The organism is Acidovorax sp. FG60, assembly GCF_057808995.1.
The window spans coordinates 205,085-230,750 of record NZ_JBMDJC010000004.1 but is presented as its reverse complement, the minus strand read 5'-3'; the positions used below and the strand labels follow the sequence as shown (position 1 = coordinate 230,750).

Annotated in this window: 20 protein-coding genes; 15 read left to right on the top strand and 5 right to left on the bottom strand. The window is 67.1% G+C overall.

Translation table 11 applies throughout. The features are described from left to right. Window positions 1-16: 16 nt before the first annotated feature. The 3 genes from ACODS0_RS08230 (at window position 17) to ACODS0_RS08220 (ending at window position 1,458) form a co-directional block, all read left to right on the top strand. Window positions 17-148, top strand: a complete 132-nt coding sequence (locus ACODS0_RS08230) for a hypothetical protein (protein ID WP_255424243.1) — start codon at window positions 17-19, stop codon at window positions 146-148. A 616-nt stretch (window positions 149-764) separates the two neighbouring features. After that, complete coding sequence (locus ACODS0_RS08225; RefSeq protein ID WP_055402226.1) at window positions 765-1,010, top strand: hypothetical protein; 246 nt, start codon at window positions 765-767, stop codon at window positions 1,008-1,010. 4 nt (window positions 1,011-1,014) lie between these two features. Further along, window positions 1,015-1,458, top strand: a complete 444-nt coding sequence (locus ACODS0_RS08220) for a hypothetical protein (RefSeq protein ID WP_488834173.1) — start codon at window positions 1,015-1,017, stop codon at window positions 1,456-1,458. A gap of 113 nt (window positions 1,459-1,571) precedes the next feature. On the opposite strand, the gene mltA is transcribed toward ACODS0_RS08220, so the two are convergent. After that, a complete protein-coding gene (mltA, locus tag ACODS0_RS08215) occupies window positions 1,572-2,795 on the bottom strand; it encodes a murein transglycosylase A (protein ID WP_488834369.1) in 1,224 nt (407 codons plus the stop codon). Here mltA and ACODS0_RS08210 point away from each other — a divergent pair. From ACODS0_RS08210 to ACODS0_RS08200, 3 genes are all read left to right on the top strand, one after another. After that, entirely contained in the window at window positions 2,728-2,904 is a 177-nt protein-coding gene (locus ACODS0_RS08210; protein ID WP_176885330.1) for a hypothetical protein, read from the top strand. The two genes, mltA and ACODS0_RS08210, sit on opposite strands and share 68 nt — an antisense overlap. Further along, on the top strand, window positions 2,901-3,029 hold the full coding sequence (locus ACODS0_RS08205) for a hypothetical protein (protein WP_487256038.1): 129 nt from the start codon (window positions 2,901-2,903) through the stop codon (window positions 3,027-3,029). Before ACODS0_RS08210 ends, ACODS0_RS08205 begins: the two co-directional genes overlap by 4 nt. Window positions 3,030-3,107: 78 nt before the next feature. Beyond that, entirely contained in the window at window positions 3,108-3,755 is a 648-nt protein-coding gene (locus tag ACODS0_RS08200) for a YiaD family glycine zipper/OmpA-like lipoprotein (RefSeq protein WP_055394716.1), read from the top strand. A 41-nt stretch (window positions 3,756-3,796) separates the two neighbouring features. Here the strand turns inward: ACODS0_RS08200 and ACODS0_RS08195 are convergent, their stop codons facing one another. From ACODS0_RS08195 to ACODS0_RS08180, 4 genes are all read right to left on the bottom strand, one after another. Next, complete coding sequence (locus ACODS0_RS08195) at window positions 3,797-4,426, bottom strand: response regulator transcription factor (RefSeq protein WP_055394714.1); 630 nt, start codon at window positions 4,424-4,426, stop codon at window positions 3,797-3,799. A gap of 156 nt (window positions 4,427-4,582) precedes the next feature. After that, window positions 4,583-6,628, bottom strand: coding sequence for a two-component system sensor histidine kinase NtrB (locus tag ACODS0_RS08190; protein ID WP_488834167.1), 2,046 nt, complete (start codon window positions 6,626-6,628; stop codon window positions 4,583-4,585). Continuing rightward, complete coding sequence (locus tag ACODS0_RS08185) at window positions 6,625-7,440, bottom strand: carbon-nitrogen hydrolase family protein (RefSeq protein WP_488834368.1); 816 nt, start codon at window positions 7,438-7,440, stop codon at window positions 6,625-6,627. Before ACODS0_RS08185 ends, ACODS0_RS08190 begins: the two co-directional genes overlap by 4 nt. Beyond that, complete coding sequence (locus ACODS0_RS08180; protein ID WP_488834164.1) at window positions 7,440-11,600, bottom strand: YhdP family protein; 4,161 nt, start codon at window positions 11,598-11,600, stop codon at window positions 7,440-7,442. Before ACODS0_RS08180 ends, ACODS0_RS08185 begins: the two co-directional genes overlap by 1 nt. Window positions 11,601-11,698: 98 nt before the next feature. Here ACODS0_RS08180 and glnE point away from each other — a divergent pair, with 98 nt between their 5' ends. The 9 genes from glnE to ACODS0_RS08135 all read left to right on the top strand — a co-directional run bounded on the left by glnE (window position 11,699) and on the right by ACODS0_RS08135 (window position 25,664). Then, complete coding sequence (gene glnE / locus ACODS0_RS08175; RefSeq protein WP_488834163.1) at window positions 11,699-14,446, top strand: bifunctional [glutamate--ammonia ligase]-adenylyl-L-tyrosine phosphorylase/[glutamate--ammonia-ligase] adenylyltransferase; 2,748 nt, start codon at window positions 11,699-11,701, stop codon at window positions 14,444-14,446. Window positions 14,447-14,551: 105 nt separating this feature from the next. Further along, entirely contained in the window at window positions 14,552-15,280 is a 729-nt protein-coding gene (locus ACODS0_RS08170; RefSeq protein ID WP_488834161.1) for a TetR/AcrR family transcriptional regulator, read from the top strand. Beyond that, window positions 15,277-16,713 (top strand): efflux transporter outer membrane subunit, encoded by a 1,437-nt coding sequence (locus ACODS0_RS08165; protein ID WP_488834159.1) that lies wholly within the window; start codon window positions 15,277-15,279, stop codon window positions 16,711-16,713. The genes ACODS0_RS08170 and ACODS0_RS08165 overlap by 4 nt, the downstream gene beginning before the upstream one ends. Window positions 16,714-16,786: 73 nt before the next feature. Continuing rightward, entirely contained in the window at window positions 16,787-17,986 is a 1,200-nt protein-coding gene (locus tag ACODS0_RS08160) for an efflux RND transporter periplasmic adaptor subunit (protein ID WP_488834157.1), read from the top strand. A 12-nt stretch (window positions 17,987-17,998) separates the two neighbouring features. Then, complete coding sequence (locus ACODS0_RS08155; protein WP_488834154.1) at window positions 17,999-21,106, top strand: efflux RND transporter permease subunit; 3,108 nt, start codon at window positions 17,999-18,001, stop codon at window positions 21,104-21,106. 92 nt (window positions 21,107-21,198) lie between these two features. Continuing rightward, window positions 21,199-22,404 carry an HD-GYP domain-containing protein gene (locus ACODS0_RS08150; protein ID WP_176887530.1) on the top strand — a complete coding sequence of 402 codons (1,206 nt, stop codon included), beginning with the start codon at window positions 21,199-21,201 and terminating at the stop codon, window positions 22,402-22,404. 323 nt (window positions 22,405-22,727) lie between these two features. Next, window positions 22,728-23,321 carry a glutathione peroxidase gene (locus ACODS0_RS08145; protein WP_488834150.1) on the top strand — a complete coding sequence of 198 codons (594 nt, stop codon included), beginning with the start codon at window positions 22,728-22,730 and terminating at the stop codon, window positions 23,319-23,321. A 244-nt stretch (window positions 23,322-23,565) separates the two neighbouring features. Then, on the top strand, window positions 23,566-24,876 hold the full coding sequence (locus ACODS0_RS08140; RefSeq protein ID WP_488834146.1) for an NAD(P)/FAD-dependent oxidoreductase: 1,311 nt from the start codon (window positions 23,566-23,568) through the stop codon (window positions 24,874-24,876). Continuing rightward, complete coding sequence (locus ACODS0_RS08135) at window positions 24,873-25,664, top strand: DUF1365 domain-containing protein (protein WP_488834144.1); 792 nt, start codon at window positions 24,873-24,875, stop codon at window positions 25,662-25,664. Before ACODS0_RS08140 ends, ACODS0_RS08135 begins: the two co-directional genes overlap by 4 nt. Window positions 25,665-25,666 lie beyond the last annotated feature (2 nt).

Genomic DNA, 25,666 nt, shown 5'->3' with positions numbered 1-25,666 from the left:
AACAACTGCCATCGCCATGACGCCACCATGGCACCGCAATGAAGCCCATGCCGACGCAGGCCTGGCAGGTTCGGCGCCCCTGCACTCCGCTGTCAAAAGCGGCGGCTTTGTGCCATCCGTGCGCTTCGCGCGATTCTTGGCTGGCTGAAGGGTTACGGCGGCGATAAGCCGTTGGTCGCCCAGAGAGCCACTACCTGCCGAAGACGAGCGCAGATTCTCAAGGGCCAATCTGGTAGTGGTGCCGTTGACTTTGTAGTCATCTGTAAATGCACTTGGCCCGCAGGTATGGCCATTCACAGGAGGGTTTACAACCTCCGCACGCGCGTCGATGCGGGCGGCGGCGTTGCTTCGTTCCGCGAGTGCCTCTTACAACGCGTCACAAAAACTCCATCGGTTTCACCATCCTGCTCCGGGGCATGTGGGGCTGGCCATTGCTGCATGGCATCAGCCAGTCCGTTCGGTTTGTGGAACGCATCCGCGAGGAAGCCCGGACGGAATACCTGCTGTGCTTTATCGGGTGATGGCTGTATGACGTGGCGCAGCGGGGCCACACGCTGGGGCTTTATGGGGGATGCGCCGCCGAGGGGGACAAGGTGGGCGTTGGGCCGTGGGCTGGGTTTTGTGCGATTTGAGATGTTTTTGGTCGCTAGCGCTTGTGGGGCAAGCGCTATAAGCTATAAATTTTGTAGCATTGTGGCTCGCCTCACCCCGCCCTTCGGGCTGAACGCCCCCGGCCAGTGCGACTCGGTTGAAAATCCCGGCCCATGACCTTCATTTTTCAGATGCTCTACCAAGTGCATCCGCTGCTTCCACTCGCGTATTTGATCGTGCTGGGGAACGGGGTTCTCGCCCCCGCTATCTATTGCGCCGCGCGCGGTATCCCGTATGACATCACGAAGATCTGGTCGTTGGCCAAGCACGGCCAGATCGGCGCGAGATATACCGTGATCTCGTGGGCCGCATTTGCCGCAGCGTCGGTCTTGGTTCTTGTTCTGTATGGGGTGAGATGAACCTATGAATCTCCTCGCGCGCTCCCGCCTGCTGCTTTCTTTCCTGTGTATCGTCCCCTGCGTCCACGCCGCCTCCGACCCAGCCCTGCTCGGCTGCTGGCGCGCCACCAAAATCGTGCTGACCACCCCCGATGGCGAAAAGGCCGAAGACACCTCCGGCCGCTGCACCCTGCAGTTCAAGGAAGATCAGTTCGAATCGACCTGTAAGACCGCCAGCGGGACAGCCACTACCACGTACCGTTACCAGGTCGTCCGCTCCCAGGTGTATGCGGCCACCATGGCGGGCAGCACTTTCAGGACGGAGATGGTGGGCTCGACGCGCGAGTACGAGTACCGCATCACGGGCGATCAACTGCGCACTGTGACCGTGCCCCCAGCCATGGCGTTCGCGGCGGCGGCTGCGGCCCAGCGGGTGGAAACCGAAGCGGCAAGGGCGCCGTGCCCGTGAATCCGGCGGCCAACCACTGGGCGTAGGTTCGCAGAGGGGTTGAGAGTTTGCTATTAATCTAATAGCTATTGGCGCTTGCTGAATAGGCGCTGGCGGCCAAAGTCATCCAACAATCATCGGGGCCACAACGCCCACAGACGCAGGTTCTGCTTCAGGCGCCCGGCGATGTCGCCCGCTTCCGGGCCCCAGCCCGTGAAGAAGTCTGCACGCACCGCCCCCAGGATGGCGCTGCCCGTGTCCTGCGCCATCACCATGCGGTTGAGCTGTACCTGCGGGCCGCTGGAGGCCAGCCAGACGGGTGTGCCGTACGGGATGCTCTGGCGGTCCACGGCGATGGAGCGGCCGGGGGTGAGCGGTACACCCTGGGCGCCGCGCGGGCCGAAGCCCGCGTCCAGCGGGTTCAGAGGCTCCTCGCGAAAGAACACATAGCGCGGGTTGGTCCACATCAGCTCGTTGGTGCGCAGGGGGTTGGCGGCCAGCCAGGCGCGGATGCCGGGCCAGGTGGCGTCGCGGGTGTAGCCCTGGTCGAGCAGCCAGCGGCCGATGCTCTGGTAGGGCTGGTCGTTGGTGCCCGCGTAAGCCACGCGCACCAGCGACACCGTGCCGTCTGCCTCGGCGATGCGCAGGCGGCCCGAGCCCTGGATGTGCAGCACCATCGATTCCACTGGGTCGCGCAGCCAGGCGATGGCGCGGCCCGCCAGCGCGGCCTGCGCTTCCGGCAGGGTCTCGATCTGCTGGCGCGTGTACCAGGGCTTGCGGGCCCCAAGGCTGGTCGGTACGCGGTAGATGGGCACGGTAAACCCATTGCCTGGCTGGCGGGTGGCCTCCATCATCGGCTCGTAGTACGCGGTGAGCAGGCCTTCAGGGTTGCCGTCGGTTGCTTCAACGCGGTAGGGCTGCAGGCGGGCGATGAGCCACGCGCGTTGCTCGTCGGCGGTGGCAATGCTGAGCTGGCGCACTTCGCTGCACAGCGCGGTGAAGGGGGGCTGGGGGCGTTCGCAGCTCTTGATCCAGGCGTTCCAGGCCTCGTGCAACGCATCGTCGGAAAAGCCCGGCAGCTCGGCCCAGCGCACGGGAATCCAGCGGCTTTTGGGCTGTGACATCGGTGGCGGCAGCGGGCCGGTGTCGCCGGGCAGCACCACGGTGCTGGGCGGTGGTGGCGCGGGGATGGCCCCGGGGCGGGAGGGGCTTGGGGCAGGGGGCGTGGAGCAGGCGGCCAGCGTTCCTACAATCAGCGCCGTCAAAGCAACGCGCAGGAGTGTCAATTTCATGGGGCTGATTTTGCTTGAAGCGCTGCTGGCGCTGGTGTTGCTGGTGGCCATCGTCTGGTGGACGATGTTCTCGGGCCGCAAGGGTGGCGAGCTGCAGCCGCCGCCGCAGGAGCCTTTGCCACCACCGCCAGCGGCATCCCCCGAGGCTGCTCCCCCACCACCTCCGGCGCAATGACCTTGCCTGCGCGCGGGCAGCGGGCCCAGGCGGCTTCGTCCTACAGCCAGGGTGCCGCTGTGCCGATGGTGCCCCGGCCCGGCTGCAGCCACGATGGCGATGAGCTGGGCGCACCCGATGCCTAGGCCCACCACAGGCCATGCGGCACGCGATCGGAAGTCCCGAAGCGCCCAGCTCCGTTGAATCTTTCAAGGAGCACCACCATGCGCAAACACATTCTTCTCGGCGCCACCGCCGTCATCGTTCTGGCCACTGGTTGTGCCAGCATGGACGACACCCAGCGCCGTACCGCCACCGGGGCCGGCGTGGGCGCGCTGGCAGGCGCCGTCATCGGCTCGGCCACCGGTGGCAGCGCTGGCACCGGGGCAGTGGTAGGTGCCGGTGTGGGGGCCCTGGGCACCTACATCTGGTCGCAGAACATGGAGCGCCAGAAGCGCGAGATGGAGCAGGCCACGCGAGGCACCGGCATCGGCGTGACGCAAACGGCCGACAACCAGCTCATGCTCAACATCCCCAGCGACATTTCGTTTGCCGTGGGCCGTTCGGACATCCAGCCCAATTTCGCGCCCGTGCTCGATCAGTTCGCAGCCGGGCTGCGCAACAATCCCAACACCGATGTCCGCATCGTGGGCCACACCGACAACACCGGCAGCGACGCCATCAACAACCCGCTCTCGATGGACCGCGCTGCCAGCACGCGCAGCTATCTCACGGGGCGGGGCGTGGACGGGCGCCGCATCGCCATCGATGGAATGGGGGAGCGGTATCCCATCGCCACGAACGAGTCGGCCGACGGCCGGGCGCGCAATCGGCGCGTGGAGATCTTTGTGGGCGAGCGCCCACGCGGGTAAGCAACCACGCCCGAGAGGGCGTGGGGAGGGCGCGCAGAGCCCTACTTCTCTGTGCGCAGCAGGTTGGCCAGCTCCACGGCCGACTTGACCTGCATCTTGTCGAACACGCGTGAGCGGTGCACCTCCACCGTGCGTACGCTGATATCGAGCTGGTCAGCAATCAGCTTGTTGGGCAGGCCCGCTACCACGAGGTCCATCACATCGCGCTCGCGGTCCGTCAGATCGCGCAGGCGCACCTGCAGGTCGCTGCGCTCACGCAGTTGCGCCAGGCGCTCGGCCGATTTGGCCAGCGCCTGCTCAACACGGTCTACCAGCGCGTTGTCGGAAAACGGCTTTTCGCAGAAATCAAACGCGCCCCGCTTGACGGTGTCCACGGCAGTGGGCACGTCCGCGTGGCCGGTCAGGAAGATCACCGGCATGGTGGCCAGGTCACCGCGCACCGCCAGCAGGTCGAACAGCGCCAGGCCGCTCATGCCGGGCATGCGCACGTCCAGCAGCAGGCAGCAGGGCTGGCGCTGCGCGGGCCGGCTTGAGAGCATGGCGTCAAAGGCCTCGGCACTCTCAAAGGACTCGCTGAATAGCCTGCGCGAACGCAACAGCCACGCCAGCGCTTCGCGCACGCTGGCGTCGTCGTCCACGATGTACACGGTGGCGTTGGTGGTGGGCTCCATGGTTCAACTCGGTTATCTGGTGGATTGTCGGTTACGCGCAGTCGCGGCAACTGGCACGGCCTGGGCGGGGGCCGCCGAGCAAGGGCCGCCCCGCCGCGCTGGCGGCGTTCCCCTTCCCGCGCGTAGCCGCGCGAGAAGGGGAAGCGACGTAGTCGCTCAGGGGCTTGTTGCTGGTAGCGTGAAGGTAAACACCGTACCACGCGGTTCATGGGGCGCAAATCCGAGAAAACCGCCATGCTGCTCGATCACCGTGCGGCACATGCTCAGCCCCAGACCCATGCCCTCGGGGCGGGTGGTGAAAAACGGGGTGAAAAGCCTTTCGGCTACGTCCTGGGGAATGCCCGATCCCAAGTCGGTCACCGCAAACTCGATCCAGCCGCTGTGCTGGTTTGACGCCGCACGCCGCACCCGAATGTCCAGAATGCGCGTGGGTAGGGCGGGGTCGTCCATGGCCTGCATGGCATTGCGCGCCAGGTTGAGCAGCACCTGCTCGACCATGGTGCGGTCGCACAACACGGGGGGCAGGTGGGGCTCCAGCGAGGTGTTCACGCGCACCCCCAGCTTGCGTGCCTGCAGGCTCACCAGCGGCAGGATGGCATCGAGCAACTGCTGCGCGTACACCGCTTCGCGCGCCTGGTCGCGGCGGCGCACAAAGTCGTGGACGCTCTTGATCACTTTGCCTGCGCGTTCGGCTTGCCGCGCAATATGTTGCATGGCCATGCGCACATCCTGCAGCTGCTCGGCATGGGCAGCTGCGCCTGCGCCCTGCTCTGCCGGTGTGGGCGCCTCCAGCAGGTTGATGGAGCCGGTGGCATAGCTGGAAATGGCGGCCAGGGGCTGATTGAGTTCGTGGCTCAGCAGCGAGGCCATTTCGCCGACGGTGGCCAGGCGGGCGGTGGCCTGCAGCCGCTCTTGTGACGCCCGCGACAGCTCTTCCACCCGCCGCTGCTCGCTGATGTCGAGGAACGCGCTCATCCAGCCCGTGTGCAGGCCCTGGGCGTTGATGAGCGGGGCCTCGATGATCAGCACAGGGAAGCGGGTGCCGTCCTTGCGCATGAATTCGGATTCGAAACCCTCGCGCGGCGGCATGGTGCCCGCAAAGCGGATGGCCTGGCGCTGGCGATACTCCTCCACCCGCTCGGGGGGCCAGTAGGGCGCGGTCACGCTTTGGCCCAGCAGCTCCGGCGCGCTGAACCCCACCATGGCGCAGAAGGCCGGGTTGACATAGGTGATGCGGCCTTCCAGATCGCGGGCGCGCAGGCCTGTGACCAGCGAGTCCTCCATGGCCTTGCGAAACGCCAGCGCGTCGGCCAGGTCGCGCTCGGCGCGCAGGCGCCTGCGGTTGTCGCGCACCAGCACCACCATCACGGTGACCAGCGCAATCGACATGGCGGTGACCAGCGCGGTCAGCACGTTGGGGAACAGGCTGGGCGCGCTGTGCCAGGTGTCCATGCGCAGCACCAGGGTGCTGCCAGGTAGATCGAGCAGGTGCGTGGCCGTGAACATGCGCGAGCCGCGGCGCGCGGCGCCCAGCACGGCCAGCCGGGTGCCGTCGGCCTCGGTGAACGAGGCCTCCTGGCTGCGGGTGAGGTTGTGCGCCACCAGGTTGATCAGCACGTCCTGCAGCGAATACGTGACCACCAGGAAACCCGTGCTGCGCCCGCCCGAGGTGAGCGGCAGGCACAGCTCCATCATCTCCGAGCCCAGCCCGTCGCCGTGGGGCTGAAAGTAGCTGCTTGAATAGGCTGGGCTGCTCAGGCGGCGTGCGTTGGCACAGGCAATGGCGGCGTCGGACTGGTTACCCTCGCGCAGCCGGGCGTCCCAGGCCACGGGGCGGTAGGGCGACTGGGCATGGGTGCGTACCCGCAGGTCGGCATCGCGCCACTCGATGCGCACGAGTTCCCGCCGGTTGCGCAGCAGCTCGGCTGCATCGACCTCCCAGGCCAGCTGGCCCGGGTCGCCCGCGTGCAGGGCCTGCAGGCTTTGCAGGTTGCGCGTAAGCGCCACGCGGATGTCGGACACCGCGTCGGCCGTGTCACGCTCCAGGCGCGACTGCACCTGACTGGCCTCGTAGCGCCCCGCAAGCCACACCATGGTGGCGAGCATGGAGATCACCAGGGCTACCAGCAGGGTCCACAGCGACCAGCGCCGCCATGCGCCGCGCCAGCGTCTGAAGAGTGTGCGCTGCTGCGGGATCTTCACAGGACGCGGTGCGACAAGGCGGGCAACTGCAGGCGAATGTCGCGCAGGCGCTGCGGGTCCACCACACCCGACACCACGCCCGCCAGTTGGTCCTGCTGGGCGAGCACGGTGCCCCAGGGGTCCACCAGCATGCTGTGGCCCCAGGTGTGCCGCCCATTTTCGTGCACACCGCCCTGTGCCGGCGCCAGCACATACGCCAGGTTTTCCACGGCGCGGGCGCGCAGCAGCAGCTCCCAGTGCGCCTGGCCGGTGGTGTGGGTGAACGCGCTGGGCACGAGCAGCAGGTCTGCACCCGCGCTGGCGTGGGCGCGGTACAGCTCGGGAAAGCGCAGGTCATAGCACACCGAGAGGCCCACGCGCCAGCAGTGGCCGTCGCGCGATGGCAGCTCGAACTGCACGGGGGTGTTACCCGCTTCGATGACCCGGCCTTCGTGGAACTGCTCGCGCCCGTTGTCAAAGTAGAAAAGATGAATCTTGTCGTAGCGTGCCACGCAGTCGCCAGCGGGGTTGAACACCAGGGTGGTGTTGCGCACCCGGTCGGGTGTGGTGGCCACCAGCGGCAAGGTGCCCCCCACAATCCACATCTGCAGCTCGCGTGCCGCGCTGGCCAGAAAGTGCTGGATACGGCCCTCGCCCGGTGCTTCGCGCAGGGCGAGCTTGTCGGTGTCCTTGTGGCCCATCACGCAGAAGTATTCGGGCAGCACCGCCAGCTCGGCACCTGCGCTGGCGGCCTGCTCCAGCAGGGAGCGCGCAGCGCGCAGGTTGTCGTCGGGCCGGGTGCAGGACACCATCTGGATCGCAGCAACTTTCATCATGACGGTTCTCCGGTGCGGGGTGCGCTGGGGCGTGTGGGCGTGCCGGTTGCAGGGCCTGCCTCGCGGTTGCGGCGGGCCACGCGCACCACGCGGGGGTCCGTCCAGGTGCCATCGATGCGGAACTCCTGCGTGGCCGCCTCGATCAGCGGGCCGCGCAGAAATACCTGGGCCAGGAAGCTGCCCAGCCCAATGACCGGGTTGATGGCTGTGGCCACCAGGGACGCGGTCATGGCGTTGATCTCGGGCACCACCACCACGCGCAGGTCCTGGGTTTCCTGGTCGATGTTGGCGCTGCCCTCCATCAGCACGGCGGCGTTGACGCCCTTCATCTGCAGATTGTTCGTGGTGGCCACGCCCTGCTCGATGCGCACATCGCCCCGGACAAAGTCGAACGCAAAACCCTCGCTGAACACATCGCGGAAGTCGAGCGTCAGGCGGCGTGGCAGCGATTGCAGGCTCAGCACGCCCAGCAGCTTGGCCAGGCCTGGGTCAGCCTTGAGAAACTGGCCGGACTCCACGTTCAGGTTGATCTGCCCGGTCATGCTGCGGTAGTCAGGGCTGAACGGCGCGCCGATCCAGGCCACCTGCCCTTCCATGCGGCCCTTGCCACGCCGGACCACATTGGCCATGCCCATGCGGCCCAGCAGGTCGCCCGAGTCGCGGATGTCCAACTTGAAGTTGAGCACCGTGCGCCGCTCCGGTGTGCGGGGCCCCACCCCTGCGGTGTTCAGCACCGCCCAGTTGCCGTTGGCTGTGAAGTTCGCCTCGGGCGCGAGGATATTGAATTTGGAGAGGCGCCATTCGCGCTGCGTGCCATCTCCGCCCCGGTTCTGCGCTTCTATTTCCACACGCCCGAGGCGTTTGCCGCGCAGTTCAAAGTCATCCACCACAATGTCCAGCGCGGGCAGTGCGCCGGGCTGCTCGTCCAGCAGGGCCTCGACCTGGGTGACGTCGCTCTGGGGCATGTTCACGCGCGAGAGCCGCGCAAACAGGCGCCCGTTGGGGTGTTCGGCGCCGCCTGGCTGGCGGTATTCCAGATAGCCGTTGAGTTCCGTGGCGTCGAGGTTGGCACGCCAGGTGGTGCCGTCCCGCAGCGCGCCGGCCACGATGTTGTGCAGGGTGCGACCCTGCAACGTGAGTTCGCGGGCGCGCAAGGCCAGTGTGGTGGGCAGGTAGTCCTGCGCCGTGCTGGGCGTCCCCGTTGAGCCTGGCGATCCGGGTGCGGTTGCGGGGCGTGCAGCGGGTTCGCTGCCGGTTGCCTGGGTCAGCACGTCTTCCCAGGCATCCACATCGAGCTTGCCCTGGCTGATGTTGGCCGCCACACCCTGCGCGGGCACCGGGGCGGATTCCCCGCCCGACAGGCCGATGCCGATGGCACCGCGCAGCACCCGGGCCTGGGGCCCGCCCAGATCCCGAATGTAAGTGGCCGAGCCCAGTGCGCCCAGGTCCAGCGTGATCTGATCGCGCAAAGGCGGGGCGTCGGTGCCATTTCCAGCCTGCGTAAGGCCCACCAGCGATTCGCGGGCCACCTGGGTTTCAAACCGCATTGGCAGGCTGCTTTCGGCCGTCTTGCCCAGCGGGGCGGGCAGCGCCAGCGCCAGCCCCTGCAGGCTGGTGGTGACCTGCACCTCCGGCACGCCACGGCGAAACGCGAGCGCCATGGAATACGCGGTGCTGCCCGTGGCGCGGCGCGCCAGCTGCGAGAGCATGCCCAGCTGTGATGCCTGCTGCAGCCCTTCGGCCGTGGCGGTGCCCTGTGCGCGAAGCTGCACGGCCGATTCGGTGGCCGGGGCATTGGAGGGCAGAGCGCGCATGCCGCCCTCCAGCCGGACAGCGCCGCCCAGTGCCTGGGCCTGCACGGTATTGAGCGAAAAACCGCCTTCGGTGAACTGCACCACGCCCCGCACCCGGCTCAGCGTCGGGGTGTCGGGGGTAATGCGCAGTTCGTTGCCCGCCAGCGTGACGCTGCCCTGGACCTTGGATTTTTCGATGTCGCTGATCGGCAAGGTCAGGCGCAACTTGAAATCTGCGTTGCCGGTGCCGCTGGCTTGCTCCAGTGCATTGCCGGTCATCCGGCCCAAAGGCGACGTGTTCATGAGCGTGAGCAGCTCGGTCAGCGGCCCCCGGGCATCGGCACTGACACCCACCACGGTATGGGAGAGGTCTGGAATCTTGGCGTCCACCTTCGACAGGCGCAGGCCCGGGCGTCCCGCAAAACTGCCACTGGCGCCGCGCACCTGCATGGAGGAGCGTTCAAAGATCAGCTCCCCCGCCAGCTCCGTCAATGCAGGCCACGGCAACGTATTGGCCGGTTGCAGCTGCGTGGGGACGTAGGCGTAGGTGACATCCTTCACGCGGGCTGCGATGCGAAATTCGCCTTGTTTGGGGTCGTCGAAAGGCAGGTGGTGCAGATCCCCCTTGACGCGGAACTGCACGTTGCTCGCGCTGCCCGCCACCACGGCGTCGCGCACATAGTGGCGCGACTCCTGGGGGATGGACAGCGGCAGGTAGCGGTGCACACGGGTCCCGTCCGCCCGGTTCAGGGTGCCTGTGAGGTCCAGCACCCCCGGAAAGCGAGAGCGGTGTGCCACCTTGCCCGCATCGCTGGTATGCCAGGTGGCCCGGGCCTCGCCCTGGGCGTCGGCATTGGCAAACTGCACGTCGGTGGCCTGCACGGCGATGCGGTCGCCATCGAGTTGCCAGCGCACATCGGCGCTGAGCCGGTCCAGCGGCAGCACCGGGTCTTCGAACACGCCGGGCAGCACCAGCGCGCCGGAGGCAATGGTCAGCGCTGCCTTGCCGCCCGCCTGGGTCATGTCGATGTCCACCGTGGCACCCCGCAGGCCCAGTTGGGTGGAAGCGCTGGCGGGAGTGTCGCCTGCCAGCGCCAATCCGCGAATGCGCCCGCGTACCTGATACTGCTGCAGGTTTTCGAGAGGGCCTTTCCAGGTGGCCTGGATTTCGTCCACGAGCCCGTGGGGTGAATAGGTGCGCACGGCCTCATGTGCCGTGGCGCCCAGGGGCAGGCGGCTGGCGACCTGCGCCAGGGCAGCCAGGTCCAGGCGGTCGGCGCGGAACTCGCCTTGCGCGGGGGCCTTGCCGGCCGCTGCCGTGTGCACAAGCCGGACGTTGCCTCCGGGCCAGGTGAGACCATCGTCCGTCTTGAATTGCAGCGCCTGGGTCGAGAATTCGAACCCCCCGTTCAGTCGGCGCCCACCCAGCCGCCCCTGAATGGACGGCAGCACCAGCGCCTGTAAGCCTGCACCCAGTGTGGCATTGACATCGGCCAGCGCCAGGTCGGCTGTGCCGCCCACAATCTGCCCGCGCTGCACATCGGCCCAGGCTCGCAGCGCGCCCCGGCCCTGTGCGATGTCCACGCCCACATCGGCATGGTGGCGCAGCCGCGAGACGTCCACCCGGGAAAAGTCGGCGAAGACCTGCCCATTCCAGTGTTTCCAGTTGCCGTCGCGCGCGCGCAGCAAGGGGGCGCGGAACAGCCCCGTCACCGTGAAGCGGTCTCCCCAGGCTTCGGGCGGCGTGGCATCCAGCCGCATGTGATGGTGCCAGTTGCCGTTGCGCAAGAGCAGGTCCACCTTCTCCAGCGCAAGCTCCGGGGCGCCGCGCTGCTCATCGGTCCAGCGCACCGTGCCACCTCGGATGAACACCTCGCCCTGTGAAAACAGCCAGTCGGCGGCGGCGTTGTCCTCGCCCTGCTGCTGGGAGAAATCCAGACCCGCCACCTGGATGCGGCCGTCGGCAGTGCGGCGCACATCCAGCTCGGGCTCTTCGATGTACAGCTGCTCGAACCCGCCCTTGAGCAGGGAGCGCGGCGACAGCGCCACCACCACCCGTGGAAGGCGCAGGGCAGAGCGGCCGGCAGCGTCCAGCAGGGTGACATCCGAGAGTTCAATGGAAGGGATCAGGCCTTCGGTGTGCGCCGCGATGGCACCGATCTGGACAGGAACCCCCAGCGCCCGTGCGGCATGCGCCTCCAGCTGTGGGCGGAAATCACCGATTCGCGGCACAATCCAGCCATGAAGGGCCCCCCACGCGATGGTCAGCAGCAGCCAGAAGGCCAGCAGCAAGCCCAGCGACCACCGCGCGAGACCTGCCACAATTTTCAGCAGGCGGGTGGGGTGCGTGGTGGGATCGATCATGGTGGGATTGAATGTGGCAGGAATTATGACCCGCAGGCTTAGCGCGGGTTCACTACAAACCAGTGTTCTTATGTACGCAGCGTTGCGCTGCGGCTGCCATGTCGATCCCGTATCCTGAATTCCCCTGCAATCCCTCCGCGACCTTTGTTCACGGGGCCGCGCACTCGCGTTTCTATCAGCGCCTGCATCGCCGCTACGAGGCTGACCTGCTGCTCCTGCCGCCCGGTGTTCCCCGGTGGCCCAGCATGGAGCAGGCCTACGACGCGCTGCGCGCACGCGGTTGTGACACGGGCACCGCGCTCCGGGTGCTGCGCCAGCTGGTCATGGAGCGGCTGATCCAGATGGACTGCGAGACGCAGGCTCCGCTGGCGGACATTACCAGCGCGGTCACCGAGCTGGCCGAGCTGGCGCTGGACAGGGCCAGCCAACACGCCCGCCAGGAGCTGGACGAGCGCCACGGCGCGCCGCGCGGGCCGGACGGCCAGCCGGTGCAGCTGTGGATCATCGGCATGGGCAAGCTCGGTGCCCGCGAACTGAACGTCTCCAGCGACATCGACCTGATCTACGTGTACGAGCACGATGGCGAAACGGCGGGCACGGCTGATGGCCGGGGGCGCATCTCGAACCACGAATACTTTGCACGTGCGGTCAAGGCCATCTACAGCCTGGTGGGCGACACCACCGAACACGGATTTGTGTTCCGCGTGGACCTGGCGCTGCGGCCCAATGGCAACTCTGGCCCGCCTTCGGTCTCGTTGTCGGCGCTGGAGGAATACCTGCAGCTGCATGGGCGCGAGTGGGAGCGTTTTGCCTGGCTCAAGAGCCGGGTGGTGGCACCGCGTGATTGCATTGCCAGTCCTGAGGTTCAGGCGCTGCGCGGTGTGGTGCTGCCCTTTGTGTTCCGCCGCTACCTGGACTACAGCGTGTTCGATGCGCTGCGGGTGCTGCACCGCCAGATCCGGGACCATGCCGCCAAGCGCAGCGCGGGCCACCCGGAGCGCGCCAACGACGTCAAGCTCTCGCGCGGCGGCATTCGTGAGATCGAGTTCACGGTTCAGCTGCTGCAGGTGGTGCGGGGCGGCCAGTTCCCCGAGTTGCGCCGCCGCCCCACGCTTGATGCGCTCACACGCCTGTCCCAGGCGGGTCTGATGCCGCAGGAAACGGCTGATGCGCTCGCGCGGGCCTACGTCTTCTTGCGCCGTGTGGAGCACCGCATCCAGTACCTGGATGACCAGCAGACCCATGTGCTGCCCACGCGCGATGACGATCTTGCGTGGATCGCGCACACCCTGGGGTATCCCGATTGCTGCGCCTTCCTGCACGAGCTGGACGCACACCGTGAACTGGTGGCCCAGGAATTCGACACCCTGCTGGGCGGGGCGGGCAAGAAGCAGTGCAATGGCGGAGGCTGTGGCGGCCCCCGCGCTGCGGCAGCAGCCCCCCCCGAATTCGACACGCTGCTGGAGCAGTTGCCGCCCGGATTTCGCGAGCGCGTTGCCGAATGGCGCAACCACCCGCGCGTGGCGGGGCTGCGCGACGAAGCCCGTGCCCGCCTGTTCCGGCTGGTGCAACGCACCGCACAGTGGCTCAAGGAAGGCCGCGTCACCGAAGAGGCCGCCCTGCGCCTTGCCAACTGGCTGGAGCCGCTGCTGCGCCGCGAGAGCTATCTGGCGCTGCTGCTGGAGCGCCCCTCTGTGCACGAGCAATTGCTGCACCTCCTGGGTGCGGCCAAATGGCCCGCCCGCTACCTGCTGCAGCACCCCGGCGTCATCGATGAACTGGTGGGGGATTCGCTGCTCGCCGAACGTTTTGTGGTGGCCGACTTCGAGCGCGAACTGGCAGTGCGGCTCGCGTCGCTGCAGTCCACGGGCGAGGACGATGACGAAACCTTGCTCAACCTGCTGCGCCGTGCCCAGCACGCGGAAACCTTCCGCACCCTCGCGCGCGACGTGGAGCGGCGCATCACCGTCGAGCAGGTGGCGGATGACCTGTCCGCCCTGGCCGACAGCGTGCTGCGCATCACGGCCCAGTGGTGCTGGAGCCGGCTCAAGACGCGCCACCGCGAGAGCCCGCAATTCGCCATCATTGGCTACGGCAAGCTGGGCGGCAAGGAACTGGGCTACGGCAGCGATCTGGACATCGTCTTTGTGTTCGATGACGACGACGAACGCGCCCCCGAGGTCTATGCGGCCTTTGTGCGCAAGCTCATCAACTGGCTCACAGTGAAGACGGGTGAAGGCGATCTGTATGAGATCGACACTGCGTTGCGGCCCAATGGCAGCTCAGGTCTGCTGGTCACGAGCTTCGAGGCCTACGCCAACTACCAGCAGCGCCGGGGCAGCAACACCGCGTGGACCTGGGAGCACCAGGCCATGACACGCGCGCGGTTTGTGATGGGCAGCGAGGCCTTGCAGGCGCGCTTCGATGCCGTGCGCGAGGCTGTCATCACCTCCGAACGCGACGCTGCCGCCCTGCGTGAGGAGATCGTGGCCATGCGCGAGCGTGTGCGCGCAGCGCACCCCACGCGCGACGGGCAGTTCGATGTGAAACACAGTCCGGGCGGCATGGTGGATGCGGAGTTTGCCGTTCAATACCTGGTGCTCTCGCAGTCTGCAAACCACCCGGAGCTGGTGGGCAATGTGGGCAACATCGCGCTGCTGCAGCGCGCCGAGCAGGTGCGGCTGTTGCCCCCTGGCGTGGGTGTGGCGGCTGCGGATGCGTACCGCGAACTGCGGCGCGTGCAACACGTGGCGCGCCTGGACGAGGCGCCCACCCAGGTTGCCCCCCCCGCACTGCAGGCCGAGCGCGATGCGGTGCTGGCCCTGTGGAGGTCCGTGTTCGGTTGAGTCGCACCAAGGTGTGACGTTTTGTTGCATTTTTGCGGGCTGAATTTTCCGCGTGGCATCGCTAATTCAAACGGTTGTTTGAATTCTGGTGTGTAATCCGGTGCCATGAGTTTCGGCGCCCATTTCATTCCCGCAGCCCAGCGCACCGCCCGCAGTGATGGAGAAGACACGCGCGTGCGCCTGCTGCGCGCCGCGCTGCAGCTGTTTTCCGAGCGGGGCTTTGCACAGACCTCGGTGCGTGCCATTGCCGAAGCCGCCGGCACCAACGTGGCAGCGATCGCCTACCATTTTGGCGACAAGGCGCGCCTCTACACAGCCACGTTCTACGAGCCCTTCGGCAGCGGCAGCGACCTCATCCCGGTGTTTGCCGACCCTGCGCTGACCTTGCAGCAGGCGCTGGCCGCCTACTTCGGTGGCTTTCTGGAGCCGCTCAAGCACGATGACCTTGTTACCCAGTCGCTGCGCTTGCATGTGCGCGAGCTGCTGGACCCCACCCATGTGTGGCCCGAGCTCATCGAGCGCGAGTGCCGTGCCCCCCACCTCGCCCTGGTTGAGGTGCTGTGCCGCCACATGGGCGTGGCCGCAGCGGACGACGACATGCATCGCCTCGCCTTCTCGCTGGCCGGGCTGGTTATGCAGATGTGGACCCAGCGCGACCCGCTGCAGGCTATTGCACCGCAGCTGGCGGGGTCTGGGGCTGTGGACGAATGGGTGGACCGGCTGACCGGTTACGCCCTGAGCATGGTGCAGGGCGAGATCGCCAGGCGGCAGGCCGCACAACAGCCCGCGCGCCGCAGTACTTCACGGAATTCGCACAAGGAATCCAACGCATGACTTTGAGCAAGACCCGATTCTTCTGGGCCACCTGCCTGCCCCTCGCCCTGGGCGCCTGTGCCATCACAGCGCCCCCCGCCCAAGTGCCCACCACTCCGCCTGTGGCGTGGCAGGCGCCCTTGCCGCACCATGGCTCGCTGGGGGATCTGACCCGATGGTGGACGCAGCTGGGCGACCCGCTGCTTGTGGAGTTGATCGACGCGGCCCAGGCCGTCAGCCCCGGTGTGGCGCAGGCCCAATCCCGCATTGCGCAGGCCCGGGCCACGCAGGTGGCCAGCCGCGCCGCGCTGCTGCCGTCGCTCGATGCGCAGGCCAGCGCCAGCCGGGGTTTCAACGAACAGCTTGCAGGCATCGCGACCACGGCGCAGGCCGGGCTGCAGGCGAGCTGGGAGATTGACCTTTTTGGTGCGAACCGCGCGACCAAGACCGCTGCCGACGAGCGGCTGGCGGGCGCACAGGCGCTGTGGCACGAGGCGCGCGTGAGCGTGGCCGCCGAGGTGGCGCAGCAGACGAGCAGCCTGCGCACCTGCCTGGAGCAGCTGCGCGTGGCCGAGCGCGATGCGCAGTCGCGTGGCGAAACCTCGCGCCTGTCAGGTCTTAGCGAACGCGCCGGCTTCACGGCGCCCGCCACGGCTGCCCTGGCCCGTGCCAGTGCCGCCGAAGCGCAGGCGCGTGCATCGCAGCAGCGCATGCAGTGCGATGTGGAGGTCAAGACCCTGGTGGCACTGACCGGGTGGGAGGAGCCGGCGCTGCGGTCGCGCCTGTCCACGCCTGCCGCCACAGCCCCCGACACCGTGTTCGCCATCGCCACGCTGCCCGCCCAGGTGCTGGCCCAGCGCCCTGATGTGTACAACGCCGAGCGCGAAGTCGCCGCTGCCAGTGCCGAAGTGGGCAGCGCCCAGGCCCAGCGTTACCCGCGACTGTCTCTCAGCGGCTCGGTGGGCACGGCGTGGGTGCGCAGCGGTGGCGTGACCACCGACCTGAACACCTGGACCATCGGCCCGCTGGCGCTCAGCGTGCCGCTGTTCGATGGTGGCCGGCGCGGCGCGCAGGTGGACGCGGCGCAGGCGCGCTATGACGAAGCCGCCGCACTCTACCGCGCCAAGGTGCGCCAGGCCGTGAGCGAGGTCGAACAGGCGCTGGTGCGGCTGCAGAGCACGGCCGAGCGCAGCACCAGCGCGCGAACGGCGGCTGCGGGCTATCGCACATCTTTCGATGCCACCGAAGCGCGCTGGCGCGGCGGCCTGGCGAGTCTGGTGGAGCTGGAAGACGCACGGCGCACATCCCTGGCGGCCGAGAACGCGCTGATCGCGCTGCAGCATGAACGCCAGGCCGCCTGGGTTGCGCTGTACCGCGCCGCTGGCGGTGGATGGGACGGGCAGACCACCACCACGGCAGCCTCCCCTTCTGCTGCGGCTACCGCCGCACGCTGAATGAAAAAACCGGGGGGGTGGGCTGATCGCTCACCCCTTCTCCTGACACCGACTGGATGAACGGATACACACAATGCAAACGCAAGGTTTCAAGATTTCTCCCACGGCCTTCGCCGTCATCGCTGCCTGCGCGCTGGCCACCGGTGGCGCCCTGGTGTTCTCCAGCGCATCGCGCGCCGCCGATGAGCCCAAGGCCCGCCAGCCCCGCCCCGCGCTCACCGTGAGCACGGCCCAACCCCAGCGCACCTCGGTGCCGCTGCGCCTGGCGGCCAATGGCAACATCGCCGCCTGGCAGGAGGCCAGCATTGGCGCCGAAAGTAACGGCCTGCGCCTGACCGACGTGCGTGTGAACGTGGGCGACGTGGTCAAGGCCGGCCAGGTGCTGGCAACTTTCTCTGCCGAAACCGTACAGGCCGATGTGGCCCAGGTCCGCGCCAGCCTGCTCGAAGCCCAGGCCAATGCGGCCGAAGCCGCTGCCAATGCCGACCGGGCCCGCTCGCTGCAGGCCACGGGCGCCTTGAGCCAGCAGCAGATCCAGCAGTACACCACGGCCGAGAAGACCGCGCAGGCTCGCGTGGAGGCGGCCAAGGCCACGCTGAACGCACAGCAGTTGCGTCTCAAGTACACCCAGGTGGTGGCGCCCGACAGCGGCGTGATCTCGGCCCGCACGGCCACCGTGGGCGCGGTGGTGGGCGCGGGCACCGAGCTGTTCCGCATGGTGCGCAAGGGGCGCCTCGAATGGCGCGCCGAAGTCACGTCCACCGAGCTGCGCCGCATTGCGCCCGGTGCCAAGGTCAGCGTGATGGCGGCCAGCGGCGCGACGGCGGAGGGTACGGTGCGCATGATTGCGCCGACGGTGGACCCGCAGACGCGCAATGCGCTGGTGTACGTTGATCTACCCCTGAACACAGACTTCCGTGCGGGCATGTTCGCGCGCGGCGAGTTTGCGCTGGGCGCCAGCGATGCACTCACCGTGCCACAAGAGGCGCTGGTGGTGCGCGACGGCTTCTCGTACGTGTTTGTGGTGGGTGCCGAGCAGCGTGTGCAAATGCGCAAGGTGCAGACGGGCCGCCGCGTGGCTGACCGGGTCGAGGTGCTCTCGGGTCTGGACGCGAATGCCTCGGTAGCGGTGCGTGGCGCTGGCTTCCTGAACGACGGTGACCTGGTGCGGGTGGTGAGCACGCCGCCCGCCAGCAGCACCTCGCAAGCTCCGGATTTCAAGCAAAAAATGGCTCTAGCGCTTACCAATAAAGCGCAAACAGCTATCAATTGAGGAGCATTCGACATGAATGTATCCACCTGGTCGATCAAGAACCCCATACCGGCGCTGATGCTGTTTGTGCTGCTGACCTTCGGCGGCCTGCTGTCGTTCAACGCCATGAAGGTGCAGAACTTTCCGGACATTGACCTGCCCACGATCTCCGTGACCGTGGCGCTGCCCGGCGCCTCGCCCGCGCAGCTCGAAAACGATGTGGCGCGCAAGATTGAAAACAGCATCGCCACGCTGCAAGACCTGAAACACATCTACACCAAGGTGCAGGACGGCGGCGCCACCATCACGGCCGAGTTCCGCCTGGAAAAGCCTACGCAGGAAGCGCTGGACGACGTGCGCTCTGCCGTGGCCCGCGTGCGCGGTGACCTGCCTGGCGACGTGCGCGACCCCATCGTGACCAAGATGGACCTGGCCGCGCAGCCGGTGCTGGCGTTCACCATCGCCTCCACCCGCATGGACGACGAGGCGCTGTCCTGGTTTGTGGACGATGCCGTGGCCAAGAAGCTGCTCACGGTGCGGGGTGTGGGCGCGGTCAACCGCGTGGGCGGTGTGCAGCGTGAGGTGCATGTGTTGCTGGACCCGGTCAAGCTGCAGGCGTTGAACGCCACGGCGGCCGATGTCTCGCGCCAGCTGCGGCTGGTGCAGACCGAAAGTGCCGGTGGCCGCACCGACCTGGGCGGCAGCGAACAGCCTGTACGCACCCTGGCCACGGTGCAGTCGGCGCAGGAGCTCGCAGGGCTCACGCTGGCACTGTCCGACGGCCGCCATGTGCGGCTCGATCAGGTGGCCACGGTGATAGACACGATTGCCGAGCCGCGCGCAATGGCCCTGCTCAACGGCAAGCCGGTGGTGGGCTTCGAGGTTGCGCGCAGCAAGGGCGCGAGCGAGGTGGAAGTCGGCTCTGCGGTGCAGGCGGCCCTCAAGGAAATTCGCGCACAGCACCCCGATCTGGAGATCACCGAAGCTTTCAACTTTGTGCAGCCTGTGCAGGAGGAATACGACGGCTCCATGCACCTGCTGTACGAAGGCGCGTTGCTGGCCGTGCTGGTGGTGTGGCTCTTTTTGCGCGACTGGCGCGCCACGTTCGTGTCGGCTGTGGCGCTGCCGCTGTCGGTGATTCCCGCGTTCATCGGCATGCACTGGCTGGGCTTCTCGATCAACGTGATCACGCTGCTGGCGCTGTCGCTGGTGGTGGGCATTTTGGTGGATGACGCCATCGTGGAAGTGGAGAACATCGTGCGCCACCTGCGCATGGGCAAGACGCCCTACCAGGCGGCCATGGAGGCGGCCGACGAAATTGGCCTGGCCGTGGTGGCCACCACGTTCACACTGATTGCGGTGTTTTTGCCAACCGCGTTCATGAGCGGCATTGCGGGCAAGTTCTTCAAGCAGTTCGGCTGGACGGCGTCGCTGGCGGTCTTTGCCAGCCTGGTGGTGGCGCGGGTGCTGACACCCATGATGGCGGCCTACATCCTCAAACCCATCGTGGATACGCACAAGGACCCGCGCTGGATGACGGTGTACCTGCGCTGGGCGGCCTGGTGCATCAAACACCGCTGGATGACCTTCATTGCCACGGCAGCGTTTTTCATCGGTTCGCTGGCGCTGATCCCGCTGCTGCCCACGGGCTTCATCCCGGCCGATGACAACTCGCAGACCCAGGTCTACCTGGAGCTGCCACCTGGCGCCACGCTGGCCCAGACCCGCGCCGTGGCCGAGGATGCGCGCCAGCGCATCGCCAAGGTGGACCATGTGCAAAGCGTGTACACCACCATCGGTGGGGGCTCGGCCGGTGGCGATCCGTTCATGGGCAGCGCCAATGCCGAAACGCGCAAGGCCACGCTCACCATCTTGCTGGCCGAGCGCGGCGACCGGCCGCGCAAGCAGGGCATCGAGAACCAGATCCGTGCAGCGCTGGAGACGCTGCCGGGCGTGCGCAGCAAGGTGGGCCTGGGGGGCTCTGGCGAGAAGTACGTGCTGGTGCTCTCGGGCGACGACCCGCAGGCGCTGACCTCGGCCGCGCTGGCGGTCGAGAAGGACCTGCGCACCATCCCGGGCCTGGGCAGCATCTCGTCCACGGCCAGCCTGGTGCGCTCCGAGATCGCGGTGCGCCCGGACTTTGCGCGCGCCGCCGACCTGGGAGTGACCAGCAGCGCGATTGCCGAAACGCTGCGCATTGCGACCGTGGGCGACTACGACGTGTCGCTGCCCAAGCTCAACCTGGCCTCGCGCCAGGTGCCGATCGTGGTCAAGCTGCAGGACGACGCGCGCAAAGACCTGTCGCTGCTGGAGCGCCTGTCGGTGCCGGGCAGCAAAGGCCCAGTGATGCTGGGCCAGGTGGCCACGCTCGAGTTCAGCGGCGGACCGGCCGTGGTGGACCGGTATGACCGCGCGCGCAATGTCAACTTTGAGATCGAGCTGTCAGGCCAGCCGCTGGGCGACGTGACGAAGGCGGTCGAAGCGCTGCCCTCCATCCAGAACCTGCCGCCGGGCGTGCGCCAGATCACCATTGGCGATGCCGAAATGATGGGCGAGCTGTTCGCCAGCTTCGGCCTGGCCATGCTGACCGGGGTGTTGTGCATCTACATCGTGCTGGTGCTGCTGTTCAAGGACTTCCTCCACCCGGTCACCATCCTGGCGGCGCTGCCGCTGTCGCTAGGCGGGGCGTTCGTGGGCCTGCTGATCGCGCAAAAGAGCTTCTCGATGCCCTCGCTCATCGGGCTGATCATGCTTATGGGCATTGCCACCAAGAACTCCATCCTGCTGGTGGAATACGCCATCCTGGCGCGGCGCGAGCATGGCATGACGCGCTTTGAGGCACTGATCGACGCTTGCCACAAGCGCGCACGGCCCATCATCATGACCACGCTGGCCATGGGTGCGGGGATGATGCCAATCGCGCTGGGCATTGGTGCGGCGGATGCCAGCTTCCGCTCGCCCATGGCGGTGGCGGTGATTGGCGGGCTGATCACGTCCACGCTGCTGAGCCTGCTGGTCATCCCCGCCGTGTTCACGGGGGTGGATGATCTGGGGCAGTGGTTTGGTCGCATGCTGCGGCGCTTGCGGGGTGCCCACCCGGTGCCCGCCCCAGAGGCGCCCGCTACACCCCCAGCGGGATGATGGAGACCGGTGGTTGCTTGAAAAAGCAGGCAATCCCCGGGGTTGCCCCGGCTTAGCTGGGCGTGTGGCCGTTAGATAATGTAACGACCACCATGAACCTCGTCAGCCTGAACATCGAATCCATCCAGCTGGGCCACCCTTTGCCGTTTGTGCTGCGGGGTGCTGATGGCGTGTTGCTGGCGCAAAAAGGCTATGTCATCCGCACCCGGGAAGAGCTGGCCAAGATGGTGGGCCGGGGGCGGCAGCTGTGTGTGGATACCGATGAGTCCGGTGACAGCCACCGGGCCTACCTCGCGCAATTGCAGCGCATGCTGATCGCCGACACCAACCTGGGCGAAATTGCCGCGATGAAGATGACGGCGGCCGACGACGCAGGAGGGCGGGGCCGCACTGGCAAGACGCTGCCTGACTGGCCCGAACTGCAGTTGCGTGCCACGCAGTTGCTGCGTGCACCTTCGCCCGCTGATTTTGGCGGGCGCTTCCAGACGCTGCACGACGAGCTGGCCCGCCACTGCGAGCAGACGCCCGACGCGACGCTGCTGGGCCTGATTTACCTGTCTGCGCAGGAAACGCGCATGTACAGCGCCACGCATTCGATGCTGGTGTGCTGTGTGTGTATGGTGGTGGCGCGCGAGATGCTGCGCTGGCCCGCCTCCCGCGTGCAGCAGCTGGGCCACGCGGCGCTCTCCATGAACATAGCCATGTCCGAGCTGCAGGACCAGCTGGCCCAGCAGACCCATCCGCTCACCGCCCAGCAGATTGCGGCGGTCGAGAGCCACGCGGAGCGCTCCGAGGCGCTGCTGCGCACGCTCGGCGTGGCCGACCCGGTGTGGCTGGAGGCGGTGCGCTGCCACCACCACCGCACCCCCGGCCCGCTGGCCAAGAAGACGGAACCCCAGCAAATGGCCCGCCTGCTGCAGCGTGCCGACATTTTTGGCGCCCGCATGGCACCTCGCGCGGCCCGGTTGCCCATGCCCGTCACGGCGGCCATGCAGGCCAGCTACTACGACGAAGAGCACCAGGTGGACGAGGCTGGTGCTGCGCTCGTCAAGACCCTGGGTGTATACCCGCCCGGGGCCTTCGTGCGGCTGGCCAGCCAGGAGGTGGGCGTGGTCGTTCGCCGGGGCACCACGGCCACCACGCCCAAGGTGGCGGTGGTGACCAACCGTGACGGCATGCCCACGGGCGAGCCCATTCCGCGTGACACCGGCATGCCCCCCTGGAAGGTCACGGGCGTGGTGGCTTTCAAGGACGTGAGAGTCAAGCTCTCGCTGGACCGCCTGCTCAACCTGGTCTGACCCCGCGCCGGGCTGCGGGCGCATCCCCCCCACCTGCAGCGGGTGGGCTGGCACAGGCCCACGCCACCCAACGGCGCCCAGCGCCACTGGCGGGCAGCTTGTGCCCGGAACTCCCCCTCTCTTGCAACCACGACGGCAAACCTTCAGCCGTGCGACGCATGTCGCCCCGTTCCCGTGCGCGCCCGCAATACCCCTTTCTTTTGCAGGACTTTGAATCCGAGCGGTTCGCATTCCCGTAAACCAATCAGTCCAAATAAAAACTCATGTGGACAAAAAATGATGGAATGGTTAAATTGCCCATACCCCCTGCGATCCCAAGTCCTATGAACACCTCTAACAGACGCTTTCTTTCGGCCGCCAGCCTTTTGTTGCTGGTTGCGGTGGCGGTCGGCTATGCCCCCCCGGTCCGCGCGGCGGGTTCCGAAAGCTGCCCGGCCACGCTGCAGCACACGTTTGCGAGGTTGCAGGACGAAAAGCCTCAGTCGCTGTGCCAGTACAGCGGCAAAGTGGTGCTGGTGGTGAACACGGCCAGCTTCTGTGGCTTTACGGGCCAGTACAAGGGGTTGGAGGAGCTGTACGCCCGCTACAAAGACAAGGGCCTGGTGGTGCTGGGCTTCCCGTCCAACGACTTTGCCCAGGAAAAAGGCAGCAACAAGGAGATTGCTGACTTCTGCGAAAACACCTTTGGCGTGAAATTTCCGATGTTTGCCAAGAGCAGCGTGAGGGGCCCCGAGGCTTCGCCGCTGTTCCAGCAACTGGCGCAGCTGTCGGGCACAGCGCCGCGCTGGAACTTCCACAAATACCTGCTGGGTCGCGACGGCAAGCTGGTGGACAGCTACTCCAGCCTGACCGCCCCAGACAACAAAGGCCTGGTGCGGGCCATCGAACAACAGCTGAACCAGCCTGTGCCCCGGTGACCGCCATGACTTCTTTACATTTCTTGAAAAAAAATACAGTGAGCCTCTGGAACTTCGCCAGCGTGACCCCACTCTATCCATTGCGCAAGACGATTGCGCAGCGTACAGTTTTAACGTTGCGAAGCCTTTCGGGCCCCTGGGTTCCGACTGACCTCCTGGAGCGCTTCTCCTCCCTCCCTCTCTTATTCGTTTCGGGACGCTTCGCAACCTTTTTATTCCAGGCGCCGGCCAGAGGGGGCCGGCCATGAAAATCGCCATCATCGGCTCCGGCATCTCCGGGCTGTCGGTTGCGCACCAGTTGCGCGGCCAGGCGAACATCACACTCTTCGAGGCGGGCGACTACTTCGGCGGCCACACCCACACGGTGGATGTAACGCTGCCGGATGCCTCGGGCGCCCCCGTCACCCACGGCGTAGACACCGGCTTTCTGGTGTTCAACGAGCGCACCTACCCCCATCTCATCCGCCTGCTGGCCGAGCTGGGCGTGGAGACGGCCAAATCCGACATGTCGTTTTCGGTGCAGGTGCCCGCAGCCTTTGGCGGTGGCCGCGCGCTGGAGTGGAGCGGCACCAACCTCAGCACCGTGTTTGCCCAGCGCTCCAACCTGGTCAACCCGCGCTTTTTGGGCATGCTGCGCGACCTGCTGCGCTTCAACAAGCTTTGCACGCGCATTGCCGAAAAGCAGGCCGAGGCCGCGCTGATGCAGCCCCTGGGCGACTTCTTGCGCGAGCACCGCTTTGGCGACGCGTTCCGCGACTGGTACTTCTTGCCCATGCTGGGTTGCATCTGGAGCTGTCCCACCGACCAGATGCTGAAATTCCCCGTGGCCACCATGATCCGGTTCTGCCACAACCACGGCCTCATCCAGGTGAGCAATCGCCCGCAGTGGTGGACGGTGTCTGGCGGTGCGCGCCACTATGTGGACAAGATCGTCGCAGGCATTGCCGACAAGCGCCTGAACACCCCCGTGCGCCGCATCGAGCGTGACGCCGCCGGTGTGCGCGTGGTGACTGCAGGCCACACCGAGCACTTTGACAAGGTGGTGCTGGCCACCCATTCGGACCAGTCGCTCGCCCTGCTGGCCCAGCCCACGCCGCACGAGCGCGCGGTGCTGGGTTCCATTCGCTACCAGGCCAACCGCGCCGTGCTGCACACCGATACGTCCGTGCTGCCCGAGCGCCGCGCCGCCTGGGCCGCGTGGAACTACGAACGTGCGCCGCAACGCAGCCGCGAGTCGGCCCGCGTGTGCCTGCACTACCTCATCAACCAGCTGCAGCCCGTGCCCTTTGCGCAGCCCGTGGTGGTGTCGCTGAACCCGGTGCGCGACATAGCGCCCGAACACGTGATCGGCAGCTACGAATACGCCCACCCGGTGTTCGACATGGCCGCCATCCGCGCGCAGCAGCAGGTGGGCAAGCTGCAAGGGCAGCAGCACACCTGGTTCTGCGGCGCCTGGACGGGCTACGGCTTCCACGAAGACGGCCTCAAGTCCGGCCTGGCCGTGGCCGAGCAACTGCTGGCGGCCCTGCCAGCGCCTTTGGCGGAGGCTGCGTGAGCCACGCCGCAGCCCCACCCGCAGCGCCCCTCATCGGCTTCGGCCAGGTGCGCCACACGCGGCTGCGGCCCCGGCGGCATGCGTTTGCCTACCCCACGTTTTTTCTGATGCTGCCCATGCGCAGCCTGCCCGGCCTGGGCAGCGCGCTGGCGGTGAACCGGCGTGGCGCCATCAGCTTCCATGACGTGGACCACGGCGACGGCCGCAGTGCCGCGCAGGGTGGTGCGCTGGCCTGGCTCGATGAGCTGCTGCGCACCGAAGGCGTCACCGACGCCACGGGCGAGGTCTGGCTGCACTGCTATCCGCGCGTGCTGGGCTACACCTTCAAGCCCGTGAGCTTCTGGTACTGCCACCGCGCCGACGGCCACCTGCGCGCCATCGTGGTGGAGGTCAACAACACCTTTGGCGAGCGCCACTGCTACCTGCTCGATGCGCCGCAGTACGGCGTGGAACAGCAGGCGCGCAAGGTGTTCCACGTCTCGCCGTTCTGTGAGGTGAACGGGGGCTACCGCTTTCGCTTCATGCGTACCGAGGCGGGGGCACAGGACGCGGGCCGCACTGTGGTGCGCATCGACCACGACGACGACACCGGCCCGCTCATCCAGACCAGCGTGAGCGGAACCCTGCAGGCCATCACCCCACAGACCCTGCGCCAGGCGCTTTGGGGCTACCCCGCCATGACGTTGGCCATCATTGCCCGCATTCACTGGCACGCGCTGCAGCTGTGGCTCAAGCGCGTGCGTTTCCACCGCAAGCCCGAGGCGCCTGCATCCATCGTGACCCGCTGAAT